General features: G+C 37.3%; 15 protein-coding genes and 1 pseudogene. 6 read left to right on the forward strand and 10 right to left on the reverse strand.

Going from position 1 to position 18,999, the window contains the following annotated elements:
* Position 1 precedes the first annotated feature (1 nt).
* From CBM24_RS19995 to CBM24_RS20035, 9 genes are all read right to left on the reverse strand, one after another.
* Entirely contained in the window at positions 2–340 is a 339-nt protein-coding gene (locus CBM24_RS19995; RefSeq protein ID WP_070566777.1) for a hypothetical protein, read from the reverse strand.
* Positions 341–380: 40 nt separating this feature from the next.
* On the reverse strand, positions 381–1,940 hold the full coding sequence (locus CBM24_RS20000) for a hypothetical protein (RefSeq protein WP_088162449.1): 1,560 nt from the start codon (positions 1,938–1,940) through the stop codon (positions 381–383).
* The gene (locus CBM24_RS20005) at positions 1,927–3,378 is read right to left on the reverse strand and encodes a hypothetical protein (protein ID WP_088162450.1); all 1,452 of its coding nucleotides are present in this window, start codon (positions 3,376–3,378) and stop codon (positions 1,927–1,929) included. The genes CBM24_RS20000 and CBM24_RS20005 overlap by 14 nt, the downstream gene beginning before the upstream one ends.
* A 207-nt stretch (positions 3,379–3,585) precedes the next feature.
* Positions 3,586–6,117, reverse strand: a complete 2,532-nt coding sequence (locus CBM24_RS20010) for a glycoside hydrolase family 2 TIM barrel-domain containing protein (RefSeq protein ID WP_198385965.1) — start codon at positions 6,115–6,117, stop codon at positions 3,586–3,588.
* 127 nt (positions 6,118–6,244) lie between these two features.
* Complete coding sequence (locus tag CBM24_RS20015) at positions 6,245–7,747, reverse strand: alpha-L-fucosidase (RefSeq protein WP_088162451.1); 1,503 nt, start codon at positions 7,745–7,747, stop codon at positions 6,245–6,247.
* Positions 7,748–7,832: 85 nt separating this feature from the next.
* Positions 7,833–9,824, reverse strand: coding sequence for a RagB/SusD family nutrient uptake outer membrane protein (locus CBM24_RS20020; RefSeq protein WP_075993653.1), 1,992 nt, complete (start codon positions 9,822–9,824; stop codon positions 7,833–7,835).
* A 10-nt stretch (positions 9,825–9,834) separates the two neighbouring features.
* On the reverse strand, positions 9,835–13,341 hold the full coding sequence (locus CBM24_RS20025) for a TonB-dependent receptor (protein WP_088162452.1): 3,507 nt from the start codon (positions 13,339–13,341) through the stop codon (positions 9,835–9,837).
* 85 nt (positions 13,342–13,426) lie between these two features.
* Positions 13,427–14,164: a FecR family protein gene (locus tag CBM24_RS20030; RefSeq protein WP_198385966.1), complete on the reverse strand. Its 738-nt coding sequence runs from the start codon at positions 14,162–14,164 to the stop codon at positions 13,427–13,429.
* A gap of 316 nt (positions 14,165–14,480) precedes the next feature.
* The gene (locus tag CBM24_RS20035; protein WP_088162454.1) at positions 14,481–15,017 is read right to left on the reverse strand and encodes an RNA polymerase sigma-70 factor; all 537 of its coding nucleotides are present in this window, start codon (positions 15,015–15,017) and stop codon (positions 14,481–14,483) included.
* 473 nt (positions 15,018–15,490) lie between these two features.
* Here CBM24_RS20035 and CBM24_RS28130 point away from each other — a divergent pair, with 473 nt between their 5' ends.
* The 6 genes and pseudogenes from CBM24_RS28130 (at position 15,491) to CBM24_RS28135 (ending at position 18,592) form a co-directional block, all read left to right on the forward strand.
* Positions 15,491–15,874, forward strand: a complete 384-nt coding sequence (locus CBM24_RS28130) for a DUF2929 family protein (RefSeq protein ID WP_088162455.1) — start codon at positions 15,491–15,493, stop codon at positions 15,872–15,874.
* Complete coding sequence (locus CBM24_RS20045) at positions 15,864–16,187, forward strand: SH3 domain-containing protein (RefSeq protein ID WP_088162456.1); 324 nt, start codon at positions 15,864–15,866, stop codon at positions 16,185–16,187. The genes CBM24_RS28130 and CBM24_RS20045 overlap by 11 nt, the downstream gene beginning before the upstream one ends.
* Before the next feature lie 315 nt (positions 16,188–16,502).
* On the forward strand, positions 16,503–16,748 hold the full coding sequence (locus CBM24_RS20050; protein WP_088162457.1) for a hypothetical protein: 246 nt from the start codon (positions 16,503–16,505) through the stop codon (positions 16,746–16,748).
* Between the two features lie 95 nt (positions 16,749–16,843).
* On the forward strand, positions 16,844–17,191 hold the full coding sequence (locus CBM24_RS20055; protein ID WP_157698545.1) for a hypothetical protein: 348 nt from the start codon (positions 16,844–16,846) through the stop codon (positions 17,189–17,191).
* A gap of 33 nt (positions 17,192–17,224) precedes the next feature.
* Positions 17,225–17,887, forward strand: coding sequence for a hypothetical protein (locus CBM24_RS20060; RefSeq protein WP_198385967.1), 663 nt, complete (start codon positions 17,225–17,227; stop codon positions 17,885–17,887).
* A gap of 63 nt (positions 17,888–17,950) precedes the next feature.
* Positions 17,951–18,592, forward strand: a pseudogene (locus CBM24_RS28135) (DUF7003 family protein).
* On the opposite strand, the gene CBM24_RS20070 reads toward CBM24_RS28135, so the two are convergent.
* Entirely contained in the window at positions 18,490–18,723 is a 234-nt protein-coding gene (locus tag CBM24_RS20070; protein WP_088162460.1) for a hypothetical protein, read from the reverse strand. The pseudogene CBM24_RS28135 and the gene CBM24_RS20070 sit on opposite strands and share 103 nt — an antisense overlap.
* Positions 18,724–18,999: the final 276 nt, after the last annotated feature.

The raw sequence follows: 18,999 nt of genomic DNA on the forward strand, positions 1-18,999 counted from the left end.
ATTAAGGTTGAGTTGTAAAATTAAATATTGCTGAACGTACTGAATTCCCGTTGCTGTCGTTAACAATCAGTTGATAATAGTATTTTTTCGATTTTTCTAAAGGGGAAAAGAACACACTATACTTATTGTTATTTTGACTCACGGCATTGTAGATTTTTCCTCCGGTCTGTTTGTACATAACAGCAAGATCATCGTGTACATATACTTCAACTTTACTATATGGATACGAAGCAAGTGTAAAAGACAGTATGTACTGGCCTTTATCTAAAGTAACTTTATTTTGAATATCTGCAAAAGCATCTATTTCGTTATATACGGTTTCCTTTTTGCAGGAGCTCATAAGGACTAATAAAACTCCTATAAACCAGCATATACAGTTGTTATTGGATAGACATTTCATAAATTGAGCCTTCTAAAAAGTTAATATCAGCATTGAGGTAATACTTGTCTTTATAAGTGAACATTCCGCCAAAATACATATGATTTCCATTAATACTTAAATAGATAGGACTTAGCGTGTTTTTTACTATGTTGTACATCATAAAATTATTGACGTCCAATGCCAGTAATATATCACCATTAAAATTTATGGCACCTACTGGCGCATAAGGATAGGTTTGATGGGTTGTTCCGACACGATATAATTCTGTAAGTTTAAATGTGTTCGCGTCAACAGCATATATCGTTAAGGTATACCCGATATTGAAACCTTGGTCAAATACATTTGAAACTCCAAGTGCATATAATCTGCCTTTAACTGAGACAAAACAGTCGCTAGTAAAATTGATATCGAAAGTGGCAATCTCTTCAAATTTGTCTTTTTCTGGACTATACTTGGCAACGATGTTCTTTATGCCTCGCGAATTCAACGTAAGTGTATACGTTTGGTAGACCGTATTATTGTGCACAAAGATACCATGATTATTATAACCGTGCGATTCTTTAAGTTGGGGCCGGCTAAAATAATACTTTGAAAACTCACGTTTTTCAACATCAAAAGCCTGACAAAGAAGCTCATTGCCATGAAAAGCATTCGGTTCTAAAGAAGGCAGTATATGGCTTACTGGTTGTGACACAAAAAATATCTTATTCTTTAAGGAGACGGATTTTGCAGGAAGAAATCGTATCGAATCCGGAATATGAGCAATATTTTGTAATCTGCTTGTTTCAGGATCAAATAGTGAGACTGAATTTTCTCCAAAATAATAAATTTGATTATTGCAGATAGATGCATAAGTAGTCCTCAACGACGTTTTTTTCAGCTTTAAGGACAAGGCTTTTCCAGTATAAACAAAATCAATGGCTTGTCCAATAATCTCTTTCTCTTTGTAGAGAACACGCATCATATGGTTACCATCTCTGTACGGATAATACCCCGACAGGTTGATTTGATAAGTTCCATTTTTTGTCGCTTGCGGATAGTCCATGTGCAATGTGTCCTTCCAATAAAGAAATTTGAGATCCCGCAAGTTGATATTATGGAGGTTCTTTCCTTCTACAACAGTGGTAAACCTGCCAGTCTCGTCATAAGTTGCCACGGGTGTAGGCCAAAAGAGCGTAAAATCTTCTGGGAATGGAGCAGTTGTGGTTATTTCAGTTTTACGCTCAGATTCTATTGTGTTGCCATTATACTCGATGTAAGGCACCAAAATATAAGTAGATTCGGAATCCAGTTCATTCAATGTGAGTCGAAACATATCGCCTTCACGAACAGCTTCAACACTTTTTCCTTGACTGGGATTATCTTTTTTATAGTACCTGACGCCCGATTTTGTATATCCTAGACTGGAAATCTGATAGGTCATTGAAATTTCTTTATCCCGGACACTAGTGATGGCCTCATTAATAATCCTTGGAAAAACCTCATTTTTTTCAGTTTTACAGGCCGACATAAGAAAAACAAGCCCCAGTAGACAAAGGTATTTGTTAAAGTTGTCCATTTGATTTTGTTTTAATATAAATGAAATTCAAATTTTCATAGGACCAGGTTTGTATATAATAGAAAAACAGGTTGTATGAATTATCGACATTCTGGGTCATATTTTTAAACATATGCATCTCCAAATTACGATATTGTAAAGTCGATAAGAGCTTCAGATCACTGTCATACTTATTTATAGTACCATAAGTGGATATTCCACCACCTTCTTGCTGTCCATAGACCACAATATTGTTATCATTATCAAAAAAAGCTCCTGCTGGCTTTAAATTGACGTACTCACCCAATTTTGCCTTGACATTGCCATTCTTATCAAATTTGACATACCTTAACGAATAGGAATAGAAGTCAAAACCCCAGAGATAAAAAATATCATTTTTATCTTTCAGTAAAATAGGCATATGGTATTGACGTTCGTAATCGCCAGGAAGCTTTCCATCAAACTCAAAAGTAGCCAGCACATTACCGTCCCGATCTGTTTTTTGCACCTTAATTTTTGTTGCTTCAGAATCAAGCAAACTATAATAGATCTGTTGCGCATTGTCTAACTGAATTGAAGAAATCCCAACGGAGCTATTTTTACGTTTCCAAACAACTTTAAAGTCGCTGATAGTAACCTTTAACAGCTCTCCCCCACCTGTACCCATGATCATGTTATGTGACGCGTCAAACTGAACTGATGAAACGTAATCATTCGGAGACAAATCTATCGAAACGGGCTTCTCCAGTTTCAGTTTACCATTTGTCTGATCAATGACATAAATATCGTGTTTAACAATAATGAAAGCTTCATCTTGCTTAGAAGGCAACACTACATGTGGTGGTAAATCATAATAATTTAGATCCTGGATCAAGCGATACCATATAATCTGGCCTTTATTATTTGTACGATATACAATCAGTTTAAAGTTTGTTTCTCCACCCTCATGCTGCAAAAATGTACAGATTAAATGTCCACCATCTTCCAGAAGACGGATGCTATTATTGCCCGTTATACGTGATTGCGTATGAATTTTGTATTCAACATAAGTACTTCCGTTAGTTGTACTGCCTCCAACAGTTCTTGCATCTATGCTTTGTTCTTGTGTTATTCCCGTTTGGGAACTCGCAATTACACGGATCTTATAATTTGTATCGCCAAGCAAATTAATTAAGCTGTATTTTGTTATACTAAGATCCTTCGCTACAAGCTTATTATCGACATATATCGCATAGGATACTGGCTTAAAATGCGAACTGTTCACCTTATCCCAAGATAACTCTATTAAATCTTTATTTGCAGCACTTACAACAAGATTCAAAGGATTTAATATTTCTGCCTGATCAATATATTCATCGGTTTTGCTCGCAATATTCTCCTTCTTGGAACATCCTCCAATTAATAAAATTAGAATTAAGAAAAATAGCTGAGCACAATGGTAAAAAATAGCTCTTTTCATAAAATGAAGTTACTCACCAAAGATATTAAAAAGGTTGTATCAAAAGCATTTTTTTAAACATAATTAATTGATGCATTAATTAGGCCAAATAATTCTCTACAATATTTAATAGACCTTTATGAGATTATCGTGCCCCACAAGCAAATTCCATCTATACACACACCTATATTATCTGATTGTACAGCATTATAGGATGAAACATATCATTTACTTCACCGTTAATTTGACGCTTGCTTTCTTCAATCCTTTTCCTTCTACTTCTGCTATAATTTCCCCAACAGAGTCTCTGCTTTCAACAAGAAAAACCAATTGACCATTAAAGCACTTCATGAAAGGCTTCTGAAATGATTCCAAACTTGTTGGATCTCCATTCGCCACAGCCTTAAATGCCCCCTGCCCTTTTACCTTGAATTTTAATTCTCGGTCTTCGCCTGTCACAATATTCCCCTGTTTATCAACCAGCGTAGCTGTGATAAAAGCAATATCTTTTCCATTTGCTTTCAATTGTTTCCGATCAACGTCTAAACGTACAGTATATAACTTACCTGCCGTCTTTACACTATCTCTTGCAGCTATATTTCCTAAAGAATCATAGGCAACTACCGTAACCGTACCCGGTTCGTATTTAGTATCCATCCACATCAAACGATAGCGCTTTTGACGCATAAAATCATTTTGTGCCTTTTTATCGTTAGAATTTTCCAAGGTAACATCAAAATCTTTCTTTTTTACTCCTTGACTTTTTCCATTGATAAAAATTTCCGCTGCAGGGTAATCTGTATAGACAAAAATTGGCGTTTTCTGTCCTTCGCGTCCCTTCCAGTTCCAATGAGGAAGAATATGAAGTGTATGCAATTCCTGGTTCCAATGGCTACGATAAAGATAATATCGATCTTTAGGGATACCGGCAAGATCTACAATACCGAACAAAGAACTATGACTTGGCCAATCTGTATAGTAGGGTGTCGGTTCGCCCAAATAATCGAACCCTGTCCAGACAAATTCACCTATTGCGTAAGGAAGATCGTCATGCTGAATAAAGTTATCTTCAGGCAAATCCGACCAGGAACAATGCTCTACATCATAACTCGAAGCCTGATGGTCGTCATATTTTGCCATCGATTTTCGTTCAACGGGAAATTTATAAACACCTCTAGAACTCAAAGTAGACGCAGTTTCAGTACCAAGAATTAACTGCTGTTGTAACTTTTTATAGGCTTCGGGGTATTTAAATGGACGATAATTAAAGCCTGCAACATCCATCGTTGAGGCAAAGCTACTATTTATAACCGCATCAGGGTTGTCCATCCCCTGGGTAACTGGGCGAGATGGATCCTCACGATGGCAAATATCTTGCAGATACCGCGCGACCTTAGATCCGTCAGGACTTCCTTGTTCGGGTACTTCATTTCCAATACACCACATCACAACGCTTGGATTATTGCGGTAATGCCGTATCAGATTGACAAGATCTTTTTCGGCCCAATCGTTAAAATATTGATTGTACCCATTCTTCATTTTGGGAATTTTCCATTCATCAAAACTTTCCGCCATTAGCATAATACCCATTTCGTCACAGGCTTGCACCAGCTCCGGAGCCGGCATATTATGGGAAGTGCGAATGGCATTAACGCCCATATCTTTCATTATTCGTAACTGCCGCCTAATAGCGGCATCATTCACAGCTGCTCCCAAAGGCCCCAAATCATGATGCAAACACACTCCTTTAAATACGGTCAGCTTTCCATTCAAATAAAACCCTTTATTGGGTACCATAGCAATGCTTCTGATTCCAAATACGGTTTGATATTTATCGATTAATTTGCCGTTCTGATAGAGCTTGCTGACAGCCTTATATAAATTGGGGGATTGCAATTCCCACAATTGTGGTTTCTCAACGAACAATTCCTGTTGCATCTGCTGGATCTGGTAGTTGCCTATCTGATCATTCTTCTTCGCCACGATGCGTCCATGGCTATCGATAAGAATAGTTTCTAAGGAAAGAGAATCTTTCGACAGATCTATACCGGCTAAATCAGTCCGAACCTGAATTCGAGCGAAATCCTTTGTGATCTCAGGCGTCGTAATATAGGTGCCCCAATGTGCAATACTTGTTTTTTCAGTGATCTCCAATCGAACATTTCGATACAATCCTGCGCCAGGGTACCAGCGGGATGACTCAGACTTATTTTCTAATCTTACCGCGACCAAATTTTGACCCGGACTCACATACTCGGAAACGTCAAAATAAAAACTATTATAGCCATAAGGCCAATTGCCGACCTTTTTCCCATTCACAAAAACGACAGCATTGCTCATAGCACCATCAAACTGTAAAACCGTGCGCTTATTTTGAACGTTTTGTGGCAATTCAAATTCTTTACGATACCAGCCAACGCCTACAAACGGAAGTCCACCAGTCCGACCTGCATGTTCCAATGCTTCCTTTTGTCCATCTTGAGCAATAGCCATATGCTGCTTATCATTGTTGGCACTAAATGGGCCATAAATTGCCCAATCATGCGGAACACGAACAGTCTGCCATTCGCTTGTAATCAATCCGATATCAGCGAAGTTTGGCTGATCATGTTTTGTAAATTTCCATCCATCCTCGAGCATGGTTACTATTCGTTCCTGAGCAAATAAAGTATTTGGTCCAATAGATATTATTGCACATAGTATAAATTTCAGTCCTCGGGTTGAAAAAATGGATAAATAAGATTTAGATTCTTTTTGCATCTATAGCATTTTAAGGTTGAGTTTGTTCATAAAAACAAATTGAAGATCCGAAAATACAACTTATGTATAACATAATAAAATTATTCAGATCTTTTGTGATTGGAATTAAAGCTGAAATCATGATGTGCTATTCAAATGCTCCTCTTTCATTGAAATAGAGTCCCAGCTGTTCTATTTGCGGGTTTAGGCGAGATTGTAAAATGTTGATTCTTAATCTCTGGGCACTAACTGTCGGAAAAGTCAATAAACGTTTGTTACCGATAGTAGTTCCTTTCGACACTTCTCTCCAGACTCCATCTTGCCAGATCTCCAAATTAAATCGCTCGACACGTTGCCCTAAAGCGATGGTTTCCTGTAAGGAAAGAACGTTGAACGCGGTTGCTTTAGGTAGGGTATATTCAAAAGTTGCTATGCTGTTTTTTTCATCTTTCGTCGTCCAAAATGGCATTTTTTTCCATTTTTTTAAAACGAGGCCTGCAGTATGGAGTTTAGCTTTGCTTAAAAGATTTTTCGAAAACAATGCTGTGCGCCAGTCATTCCACTTTTTTAAATTTGCAGCATCTACCGAATGAATCAAACCTGCAGTTGTTGGTGGAATATTAAGCAACAAGACACCATTTTTCCCTACCGAATTAAAATAAATATCCATCAACTTACCCGGGCTTTTGACTTTGTTATCCTCTTCCTCGTGATAGAACCATCCCGGGCGTATAGAAACATCAGTTTCCGCTGGGTACCATACCAGCCCTTTTGCCTTTTTGATCCTTTCTCTGCTCCCAAGATCTTTATTACGCATATCTCCGGCCGGTTTAATATTCATCTGCTGTTGCGATCCTGCAGCTATCTGATTTTGTGCTAGATTACTAGCCGGTACAACTGACCATTCTGTGTCCCGTCCATACCCCGTTTCTGTACCGACCCATCTTACATCGGGTCCCATAACTGCGATAACGGCCTCAGGTTGTTTTTCACGTATAACCTGATAATAACGATTCCAATCGTATTCCTGCTTTTTACCGTTAGGTCCCTCTCCGTTAGCACCATCAAACCAAACTTCATCAATCTGACCATATCGGGTCAGTAATTCGCTCAATTGGGCAACAAAAAAATCATTATAAGCTTCTGACCCATAAGAAGCTTCATGTCGATCCCAAGGGGAAAGATATACCCCCAACTTCATATCGTATTTTTTACAGGCCGCAGCAAGTTCGCCAAAAATATCTCCTTTTCCCTTTTTGTAAGGAGAATTTTTAACCGAATAGTCTGTTGTATTCGTTTGCCAGAGGCAGAAGCCATCGTGATGCTTCGCCGTAAGAATCAAAAGTTTGATTCCACCTTCCTTTGCTGTCCTAACCCATTGTTCTGCATCTAATTGCGTCGGATTAAATAATTTTGGATCGTCTTTCCCTTCACCCCATTCCTTATTTGTGAAGGTATTGATCCCAAAATGGAGAAATCCGGTCACTTCCAGCTTTTGCCAATCAAGCTGTCTTTGGGTCGGTATCACGTTGGCAGCTTTGGTTACAATAGCAGATTCTGATTCTCCGGGTTGTAATGCAATCATATTTTGAGCCGAAGCGTGAAAAACCGCTGCCAATAACAGTAATGTAATTGTATTAATTTTCTTCATTTGATATTTATCTGACAAAAATAAGATAGCCGAAATAATCTCCGAACTATCTTATCTTCAAAATTTTCGTAAAGGTTCCGACCAATTATTGATTGGCCCCCTGATTGGCAACTAAAGGCCAATTCGGGTTTTGATAGATAATTGAACCAGCTGGGCTACCATCTGTCGAAGTTATGCTCAAATGACTTATTGCTATGGGAGACAAATAATGGGCACTGGTCCAGCTATAGCCATTTAGAACAAGATTGTTAGCCGAAAGATTAATCCGATAGGGTCTTAAATATTGACTTTCCTGTGGTGAAGACACATTTGCGGTTTTTCCTGCTGTGCCGGGTACGATTAAAGTCGAGACGCCTTTATCTTTGTACCAGTCTTGCATAGGCCCCCACAGCCTCATCCCTTCAATAATGTATGGATTGCTTGCTAGCTGATCAAGAGCCCGCCAACGCCTAAGATCATTAAATCTAAATCCCTCGGCAACTAGTTCCAAACGGCGCTCCCTTCTAATATTATAAAGAAGTTTGTCAGATAGTAATTGTCCTGCTGAATATGCAGCAAAGTCACCCTGAGCTTCCTTTTGCATGTCGGTCGCATTTACGGTTGCCATAAAATCTGTATTTACACCTGCTCTTTCTCTGATTTTTGTCCAGTAACTATTGGCTTTTGCATCGATCACTCCCTTTGCAAGATAACTTGCTTCAATATAGTTTAGATACGCTTCGACTGCGCGAAATATAATCGAGCCTGTGGTACCAGTCTGTCCCTCAGCTTGGGCAAAAAGATAGCTCATTCCTTTTTTCAAGGCATAACCTGTCACGTACCTTGTTTCGGCTAGTCCGATAATATCTGGTCTCGGCTCTGTCTGCACAGCACCTGTCGAAGAAGTCTGGTTGGTATAACTCAATTCCCCAGGTGCTTTCATAAAGAGCTGTAAGCGATTATCCCGATTTTTTTTGACGAGGCTGATGGAATCGTCACCTGCATACCCAGCGTTAGAAGCATAAATAGGCAGTCCGTTTTTCATGGTGAAATTTTCCACAAGACCTCTTGAATATCCAGAATTTCCGCCATTACGGTTCATGTAGTGATTTACAGCATGCGTAATTCCTAAAGGCATTGAATAACTCCGCCATAAAAGGACTTCACTGTAACCGTTTAGATTTTCATCACCAAACATTTTAAAATAGGGATTTGAAGATGAATTATAACCATCATCCTTTGTATTTCCAACAAGTTCGACTGCATCGGCTACCTGAGCGGCGGCTGTCATCGACTGTTCTAAGAAATAATTGATCTCATTATCGATATTGATCGAAAAATTTGGATGCGATTTTGCACCCGGCCAGCCAGTACCACCAGGGACAAAAGCAGTTCCTTTATGGTATTTTAGCCAAGAGCCTTCAAATAATCCTACACGAGATTTAAAAAGTAAAGCAGCCTTTTTTGAAATACGGTTTTTCCCGTCCGGAGCAACATCGTTCAGCAGTGTAATCGCCGAATCCAAATCAGAAAGAATAAATCTAACCACCACATTCCTAGGTTGTCGAACAGAAGCAGCGGTCAGCTCTTCCATATTATCTTTCAGTGTATTTCTGATGATCGGAAAATCACCTAGCGCCTGTACCTTAGTAAAATATTCATACGCTCTCAAAAAATAAGCTTCTCCCACATAATGGGTTATATTTGCGGAATTTCCTGTTACCTTACCATTTTTCCATTTTGGAAGTACTTGTTCAAGAAAATAGTTCAACTGTCTAATCTGGGTAAAATCCCATTCACCTCCGGAACTTGGCACACGCCATTCTCCCGGGACCCAGCGTGTCGAATAACTTGAAGTCACCTGGTTATCAGTACCGTTATCGTTGGCAAATGTTCCAAGCCCCCAGCCAGAATGGGATGGAAAGGCATAACGTCCAACAGTATATGCAGCTAAGTCCGCTTCTGTATTTAAATATTCTTGTGGTGTTACATTGGATAAGGGTTCTCTATCCAAATACTTATTGCAGGAGTGCAAAGTGAACAACACGGTCATTGATAGCAACCAAGAAATTGTGGAGAAATAATATGTTCTTTTCATATCTATCTGTTTAAAAATTCAAGTTAAGTCCAAAAGAATAAGTCGTCGAAAATGGATATGTTTTTCCATCGTTCCACCCTCCAAGTCCAACGGTTTCCGGATCAAAAACCTTGGCCATTTTGGTAAAAGTCAACAAATTTTCACCTGATGCATAAATTCGAATTTTGGAAAATCCTATTTTGGTCAATAGCTGTGGAGAAAACGTATATCCAAACTGAGCATTCTTTAAACGTAAATAAGCGGCGCTTTGCAAATATCTCGTTTGCGTTTGCTGATTTTTTGAGGTATTAAAATAAGGTCTTGGTAAATAGGAATCTTTATTAACACCTAATATACCATTTTGTACCATAGTGGAATTCTCATCACGGTAGAAGTCCATATTCTCAACAAATCCAGCAGATTGCCACATCCCGCCATTCGCTCCCCAAAAATATGGGCCATTGGGCATATAATCGCGTTTTCCAACACCTTGCAAGAAAATCCCTAAATCGAACCCGCTATAATTGAAATTTAAATCAAAACTGTAACGATAGCGTGGGGCCGAATTTCCTATAATTGCCAGATCCCCTGGGTTAGCCAACGTATTGGCTCCATTATTAACCTGACCGTCTCCGTTGAGATCAGCATACATGATGTCGCCAGCTTGCCAGTTTGTCCCGAAAGACTGTTTGGCATTAGCGAGATGTGCAGCCATTTCTTCCGCGCTCTGTGCTATTCCTAAAGTTTGATATCCCCAGATCTCCCCATTCTTCCGGCCATCATACCAAGTACTCAACGTACCAGTAGGATTAGGATATTTGGTTACTGTCTGACGGTCGTCGGAAAGTACAGCTCGTGCGCTATAATTTAGTTTACCGATATGATCTTTCCAGTTTACCTCAATTTCGAAGCCTTTGGAATTCATCTCGGCATTGTTTAATCGCGGCACAGCTGTACCCAAAATAGCGGGAAGTTCTGGTGCTGGTCCTATCATATCGAATGTATTCCGACGATAGACTTCAAGAGATAAACCTAAACGATTGGAAAGTGCCCGCAGATCCAACCCCACATTCCAGCTTGATACACGCTCCCAGGTCAAAGTTGAGGCAATAAGCCCAGGTGCACTGGCTGTATTTGTTTTTTGTCCATTCAAAAGCCAGGTACCATTAGCTATACTTACTGGCATTGTTGCATAAAAAGGATACCAATTGTCCGTATATTGGTTTCCCAACTCGCCATAGGAACCACGTAACTTAAACATGGAAACATGCTCCTTAATAGGCCAAAATGATTCATTCGCTATGTTCCATCCAACGGAAACGGAGGGAAAGAGATTCCAGCGCAAATCTCTTGGAAAACGTGAAGAGCCGTCGTATCGTCCGTTAGCCTCAAAAAGATACCTATCTTTGTAGCTATAGTTTAATCGTCCAAAAAAACCAGCGGTAGCCCAATGTTGATAGCCCCCAGAAGCCCTTGGATTGGTGGTGGCAGTATTCAATGTCGGTATATTATCTGTGATCAGATCGCTCATGCTTCCATTGAGATCTCTATACTTATTGAGCTCTGAATTGAAACCAGCCAAAATTTTGAAATGATGATCATCGTTGAGGTCAAAGGAATAATCTGAAAAGAAATTTGTACTGAAATATTCGTCTTTGCGATTGTATTCAGACACATTGGTATACCCCGCAGCATTGTATCCTACTGCAAGGAGAAACGGGTTTCCTTTTGCATCATTTGAATAAGCTCTCAAAATTTCGGCATGGTCATTTTGAGTCGTAATGCGGTAATTGACATTTCCTGTTATATTCCAGTTTTTGATTGGCTGATAATGTAATTGTAGCTGCTGATAAAGAAAATCTTTCTGAAATTTTGAACGTCCTCCTTGCTGCAGCTGCAATATTTCACTTGGTTCGGAATAATTTCCATTTGGGTCGTACAAAGGTATCGTAGGCCATCTTCTCGCTATATTATGATAATATAAATCATTCATATGGCTTGCTTTTTCGTAGTCTTCACGTACAAAACGCGTATTGTACATGAGGTCCACCTTATCGCTAATCTTTGCATTGATTTTCGTAGCTATCGAATATCGTTGAAAATTATCATTGGCAAATCTGTTCAAACCATTTTGATCCATGTAATTTGCAGAACTATAAAAATTTAGCTTTTCAGTACCGCCATTCAAACTGAGCGTATGTTCATGGGAAGTTGTAAAGTCCCTATAAAACTCTTTAAACCAGTTTGTATTCCCATTAGATCCCGTATAGTATTGAAATCTGTCACTAGCATTTGGGGTAGTTGTCGTTTCTATTTCTCCTTTCTGATAAGCGTCAATCCGTTCCAATACCTCCTGCGAAAATTTTGCACCCTCACCATCGTTTGCTGCGACTTCATTAAAATAGTAAGCAAATGTTTTGGAATCTAACATCGTTGGTAGCCCTCTTGGCTTGCCCAGTCTTATATTATTGTTATAATTTGCTGTTATCTTCCCCGATTTTCCAGATTTTGTTGTAATGAGGATAACTCCAAAAGGTGCCCTGGAGCCGTAAATAGCAGAAGCTGCTGCATCTTTAAGCACGGTGATATTTTCAATATCCTGAGGATTCAGCGCATTCATATTACCTTCCATCCCATCAATTAAAACCAAAACTGATGAACTCGACCCTACGCCTATCGTCCCCGCACCACGGATATTGACGCTTAGATTTTGATTTAGCTCGCCGCCCAATCCAGTTGTCTGTAAATTCAACCCAGGAATCATGCCCTGCAGCGCCTGTCCAACATTCTGCACAGGTCTTGACTCTAACTCTTTACCATCAAGGGAAGAAACCGCACCAGTCAAATTTGCCTTCTTTTGAGTTCCGTACCCCACTACGACAACTTCTTCCAAGGCTCTATCCTGACTGGCCATTGTCAACAGCATTGGGTTGCGACTAGCGTTTTCACTTAAAGAAGCATACCCCACATAGGAAAAATCCAAAATAGATTTTTCATTTGCTACTTTTAAAGTAAATGTTCCGTCTTCTGCTGTCAATACAGTATTTGAGGTACCTCTTTCTGTCACAGTCACACCCGCAATTGGTTTTCCCGATGCATTCAAAACTGTACCTTTAATCTCTATCTTTTCTAATTTTTGATTTGGGATATTTTTGAAACTATTCCTTTCCTGTGGTTTAACAATAATAGTTTTACCTTCAATCACAAAATCTAGATCCTGCTCCGTGAGCGCTTTTTTCAACACTAACCTCAAATCCAATTTGGAACCAGAATAAGAGATTAATTTTTTGTTTTGCAAAATATCCGAATCATAAATAATCTGATATCCCGTTTGTTTACGTATCTCTTTTAGGACCTCTGATAAGGTTGCATTTTTTAGATTGAGGTTTAATTCTTGTGCCTTGGCTAAGGGAAGGCTTTGGAGAGCTATTAAACCAAGGATAGTACCTATTCTTGACGATCGCTTTAGAAAAGTTAAAGCAGATTGGTCCCGAACAAACCAAAATTTGTTTTTTCTCAGGTGAAATTTTTTATTCATATTTTTAGGCTTTATTGTAAAAGGGGCATTATTCCCATTCTTACAATAAAGAGTCTCCCAAACGCGATTACCCTAAAAAATTTTTTTAAAAAATTAATTCATGACCTTTTAACGTGATGTTCAAATTGCCTGATCTTTTTATGAGATCCAAAATCTCAGAAAACGAGCGATCTCTTTTAAGAAAAAGTGTAAAATTTCGATTAGGAACTTTATTGGGATCAAAATGAATTGGATAGATATTAGAAAGATCTGAGAGAATATAGCGCAAGCTTTTATTTTCATAATACAAATTACCATCTTTCCACGACGTATAATCTTCGGTTATAGCAATTGTTTTATCAATAGATCCTTGATCATCCAGCATGGCCATCTCTCCAGGAACAAGCAACTTGTTTTTTCCTGATTTAATACTTTTTAAAGCTATACTTCCTTCTGTTAATACAGTCTGCTCGGCTCCTTCACGAGACAAAACATTAAACTTTGTACCTAAAACAGCTATCCGCTGTTTATCTGTCAGAACAATAAACTCCTGTTTAATATCAGCCTGCTGTCTCTTAGCAACCTCAAAAAAGGCTTCTCCTTTTAAAGTTAAAATCCGATTTTTTAAAAAATCGCCTTTGTAACTCAGCTCAGAATTAGAATTAAGAAATACTATAGTTCCATCTTTTAACAAAACCTTATACAATCCACCAACCCCAACACGCAGAACAACATCATCAAATTCGGAGGTTGATGATTCTGTCTGTTCAATAATCAACATATCTTTCTTTTTACTGACCTTGAAAGGTTTGTTTTTATTATTCTCCCATTCAGCAAGCGACATGGGCCTTGATCCTGAGATTGTGATATCACCTGCTGTAATATCGGCATAAAGATGTTCAGCTTTTTGGGGGGACAGATCAATGGAACGAGAATAGAAAATATAGAAGCTAACAGAACAAATAGATAAAACAAAAAATAGGATAGCACCATTCAACAAACGCTTTTTACGTTTCTTTGTGCTAATCGTTGTTAGAATACGATCAAAAGTTTGTTTTTTTATATGTTCGCTATCGTTTAGGGGCATGTGTTTATAATACAGATGAATTTGAAAGATTTTAATTTGTTAATACGACAAGTTAACGAAAAGGCGAATATAATTATAAGGCTTTTCGTAATTTATTCAAGACTTTTGATATATGATATTCTACAGATTTAATACTAAGATTCATTTTTTTTGCGATTTGTTTGTAGGATAAATCATCTTCTCGACTCATAATAAATATTGCCCTTGTTTTGATTGGAAGTCTTGCTAGTAAGCCATCAAGCTGATCAGAAAGCTCTTTATACGAAAGCTCATCATGCTCAATCGCGATGTCTAACAACAGGTGATCCTCTACTTCATTCAACCTACGTAATTTCCTCAGCAGCTTAAAACATCTGTTTTTTGTACAAATGAATAAATAATCTTTTAACGATGACTGGATGTTTAATCGTTTATGACGGGCCCACAACTCGGTAAAGACATCATGTAAAACATCTTGTGCTAGCGATTCTTCCTTCATTAATCGTAAAGCAAAGCTATAGAGGCCATCCCAGTAAAAATTATATACTAAGGAAAATGCTTGCATATCTCCGTCTTTTAGACAGCGCAAAATTTTGTGCTCTATTTGACTTTCCACTTGATTCGATTCCATATCGGTAATTAAATTGTTCTTCAATGGTTAGCAGATGTTTAAGACTAATTGGTTAGATTAAGAAAAAATGCCAACAATATTATGTATTACATAAATACAATATTAATATTTTTTTATAAATGTATAAAACGATATATAAAATTTTTAAATAAAAAATTAGTCCAAATTTTGCTTTGGCCTCGAAATCATAGTATCACCTTGGTATAGTTATATGTTTATTTCATTGAAGGATCTAAAACTGGATGAGAAGCAGCAAAGTTGGGGATCAATCGACACGCTAGAGTAGTTGTACTCCCCAGCAGCGATATATTTTGTCTGTGCATTATAAAATAAAGCCCATGATATCGTAGGAACACAAACTTGGTTGACTGTAAGAATATCAATTGTTTAAACAAAAAAATCCACATTAATTCTTAATTTAGAGGATAAACCTATTTCAGCATATTTTAACATCCCTCAACTCGGTACCATATATGAACAAAATCCATTTTGTCAGAGAAGCAGTGATTAATATAGTTTTCATTGAAGCCATTATTACTTCTATTATATTCCATTTTTTTCTGTACATACAAAACAACTTCATCTGGATTGAAATAGTTAGCATTCCCGCTCTTGCATTCCTCTTTTTATTCCTTTTTCTAAGATGGAAATTTACGCGATATTTAGTAACTGTATTCTATTCCTTTTTATACGGAGCGATGGCCTACTATATTGGGAGGCAGCTCCAAGGTGACGGCATTTCAGCACGGGTTGTATTAGCTTTTACAGCTTATTTCCTGAGTTTGGGATTTCATCAAATGAAGTATAGATCGCTAAAAACTAAGTTATCAATGAAGATTGTAGTCTATGAAAATTAATATGCGATCCATTATTTTTATTACCGGATCCATCCTCTTTACCTATTGGATGTATTTACTCGCCGTAAGAGATAGTAAATATTTAAAGGATAATTACAGTCCCAATGCCGAAGTAATTTCAACAATACCCGTGTATAAAAGGCCAAAAATAAACAGTCATATCATCGACACGCTTCACAGTGGAGTGAAACTAACTGTAAGAAATGCTAATCAAGATTTTTATCGGATTATTTTCGCAGAAGAATATAATAATTTAAAGGGTAGCTATATCCCTAAAAAAGGATTAGAGATTTTCTCTGATACTGAACTCTAAATTTCATTTGGTGCATATCAATAATATTGCCACGGTTTAACCATATTCGTTTTATAGAATGGGTGCAGGGATATTGTAATCTTCCCTAAACTCTTTTTATTTTCAACACTATTAAGCTGCTCAACACAAAAGAATCTTGATGACTTTCCTGAAATAGATCGAAACAATTGCAGTAGTTTTAATCAGCAAGACAAAGGAGAAAGCGAGGTTGCACCATTGATACATGGAAAAGTAAGATTATGTTACAATAACGAAATATTGTCTGACGCAAGAGTTTTTTTTCTTCAAAATGGAAAGGGTACCATAACTTCCCTTATGACCGACAAAAAAGGTGAATTTGTAAATAAAATTTCATCAGATGGTTTTTTGGGTAAAGTTATTAAAGAAAAATTTGGATCGAATCTGACAATCGATGATGTGCGAATTGATGCAAATTTTAAAGATCATTATTTGGATATAAAATTACCTAGGCAACCTGTTTATATTAATGAAACAGGGCCTAAAAAGGACCGGAAAAAGCTAAGGAAAGAAGTTGAAAAAGCAAATAGCAAACATAAATAGGTGTTATAATTTGATCTGGGCTATTAAAATTTTAGTTTTTTTTTGATCTTTTGTTTCTCATCCTGTTCTGTCATCAGACAGAAAACAATAAAGTATTGGGCGGGTACGGAGCTTCAGGCTATTTAGACGAAAACGATTCGCAAGACTCGGTAACGATTTCAGGCGTTGTCACTGAAGCTAAGACAAAAAGAAAAGTACCCAATGCCGAGATACGATTTTTAGATTCTGAAGGAAATACGCTTAAAAAACTATCTTCCGACAATGATGGATCATTCAATACAAAACTGGCAAAACTCTCAAAATTTGGAAGTATCGAAATTGATGGAAATAGTGCTGGTTTTCTCACTAAAGCAAATGTTGACTTTGGTATTTTTGTCAATAACACTAAGATTAAAGCAAGACTTTTCAACTATGATTACTCTGCAACAGAGCTAGACACTTGACAAGTCAAAGATCATTGGAAATATGGAAGTTAAATGTTTATATTTAATTATGGAGACATATATGATGGCTATAATATTATACCGTTTAGCAAAACAATTATGAAAAATATTCTTTTTGCTTCCACGCTGGTTCTGTCTATACTTTCCTGCCAAGAAAATAAGCAACAGAACTCACCCCTTGTAGAAAATGCAGTGGACAATGCTGAGTCGGCTGCTTCAGGTTCTTTTAAGAGTTATCGTGGAAATAATATAACTGTAGACAATATCTATTCCGAATTGATAAAAGATGATAAAAACCTTACAGCTCTCAATTCCAGGATTGTGAAGACATTAGAGGAAACAGAAAAAGTTTTAGTTGTATATAACATTGTGCTCAACACCAATAATTCTTATTATCAGGATGCCAATGAACAAACGAAAGCCATTACAGATTCATTTGTAAAACAACAGGTAGAAAAAGAAATTACCGCCAGTGCTGATCGATACGATCTTAAAGTAAAAGATATAACAGATCATATCAGTCAAATAACTAAAAATAATGAAACGCTCGTTAGCACCTATACTGCTTTTAAAATCAGAAAAACACTACCTGAAATTGAAAAATATCAAAATGCGCATCCTCTAAAAATAGATAGCCTAAATACTTTCATTTCCAAACAGAATAAATTGCTGGAAGAATTAAAGAAATTTAAATAAATGATATCAAGAGAAGGAATACTGAGTCAACTTGACCAAGAGGCTAAAAATTATACCTTTCCAATGTTGGATAACGGCTATTACTATCATGGAGATCAAAAAATGGTAATTTTTCGAGATGAAAGTCGATGGGCAATATTAATTGAAATTTTTGCGTTTAACAATCACGATTATGATGTCAATGGTTTTACAACACTTGTCTCTGCCTATGGCAATTGCCTACTTAACGGATATGATGATGTCAGTTTCAATTGTTTCGTAAGTGATTCTGATACGGAGTCATTTCTTTATGACGACGAAAATTATATTCCATATTTGGATAGTAATGTTAAAACCATAAAAATTAGAGATCAAATTATTGTGTTAAATACGAATTCCGACTTTTTTAAACAGAAACAAATTGATCTTGAATACCCGAATAAAATTGCCCCTTGGGATTTAATGAGAAGCTTAGTGCCTGAATATTAGGATCATATTTGGCTAACCAATACCGAAATATCGCTGAGCATTCCATCAGATTTACCGATATTCTTAGAGCTGAATGAATGGCTTCATCCTGATTTAGCGGATAACCAACTACCGAGTGAAATGGAAACATTTATTCAGATTGCAGAAGCACTTGCGACTGGCAATAAAGCACTATATAAGCCTACTGTTGCACCAAACACACACTGGAAATATTGGCCTGAGGGTGGAACTTTGTAGTGATCATAAACCAATCTGCCGTTGTCGAACTGTAACCATTTTTTGTAAAGTGCAATTTTTCTCCGATCATCTGTGGCATAGTCAACCTCGAGATGCCATTTGGTTTCATCAACTAGAATTATTTCCTTCATACCTGTTTTCAGAATTATCCTACAACTGCTTTTTTATAAAAAAGATATCATTCAGATAAAGCTAATTCAATGATTCCTCAACGTAATTATAGTTTTTATTATAAAATAATATGGAATTCCACTGGATATATCTTTTCCCCGGACTGAACTCAAGTTTAACTCCCATTCACAAGGCGATCTACTTATACGAAAATAAGCACACCCAGATTGCTCCAGAGATGCTCTTCCAAATAATATCATTCAATGAAAACTATTTCACCGCTTGTCCAGAGCGAT

It is taken from the genome of Sphingobacterium sp. G1-14 (assembly GCF_002196555.1).
GTDB lineage: Bacteria > Bacteroidota > Bacteroidia > Sphingobacteriales > Sphingobacteriaceae > Sphingobacterium > Sphingobacterium siyangense.

Coding starts and splice junctions, on each gene's coding strand:
- CBM24_RS28130 (WP_088162455.1), top strand. CDS start 15,491: ATGAACAAAATCCATTTTGTCAGAGAAGCAGTGATTAATATAGTTTTC.
- CBM24_RS20035 (WP_088162454.1), bottom strand. CDS start 15,017: ATGGAATCGAATCAAGTGGAAAGTCAAATAGAGCACAAAATTTTGCGC.
- CBM24_RS20020 (WP_075993653.1), bottom strand. CDS start 9,824: ATGAAAAGAACATATTATTTCTCCACAATTTCTTGGTTGCTATCAATG.
- CBM24_RS19995 (WP_070566777.1), bottom strand. CDS start 340: ATGAGCTCCTGCAAAAAGGAAACCGTATATAACGAAATAGATGCTTTT.
- CBM24_RS20015 (WP_088162451.1), bottom strand. CDS start 7,747: ATGAAGAAAATTAATACAATTACATTACTGTTATTGGCAGCGGTTTTT.
- CBM24_RS20025 (WP_088162452.1), bottom strand. CDS start 13,341: ATGAATAAAAAATTTCACCTGAGAAAAAACAAATTTTGGTTTGTTCGG.
- CBM24_RS20030 (WP_198385966.1), bottom strand. CDS start 14,164: ATGTCGCTTGCTGAATGGGAGAATAATAAAAACAAACCTTTCAAGGTC.
- CBM24_RS20060 (WP_198385967.1), top strand. CDS start 17,225: ATGTTTATATTTAATTATGGAGACATATATGATGGCTATAATATTATA.
- CBM24_RS20070 (WP_088162460.1), bottom strand. CDS start 18,723: ATGAAGGAAATAATTCTAGTTGATGAAACCAAATGGCATCTCGAGGTT.
- CBM24_RS20045 (WP_088162456.1), top strand. CDS start 15,864: ATGAAAATTAATATGCGATCCATTATTTTTATTACCGGATCCATCCTC.
- CBM24_RS20050 (WP_088162457.1), top strand. CDS start 16,503: ATGACCGACAAAAAAGGTGAATTTGTAAATAAAATTTCATCAGATGGT.
- CBM24_RS20005 (WP_088162450.1), bottom strand. CDS start 3,378: ATGAAAAGAGCTATTTTTTACCATTGTGCTCAGCTATTTTTCTTAATT.
- CBM24_RS20010 (WP_198385965.1), bottom strand. CDS start 6,117: ATGCAAAAAGAATCTAAATCTTATTTATCCATTTTTTCAACCCGAGGA.
- CBM24_RS20000 (WP_088162449.1), bottom strand. CDS start 1,940: ATGGACAACTTTAACAAATACCTTTGTCTACTGGGGCTTGTTTTTCTT.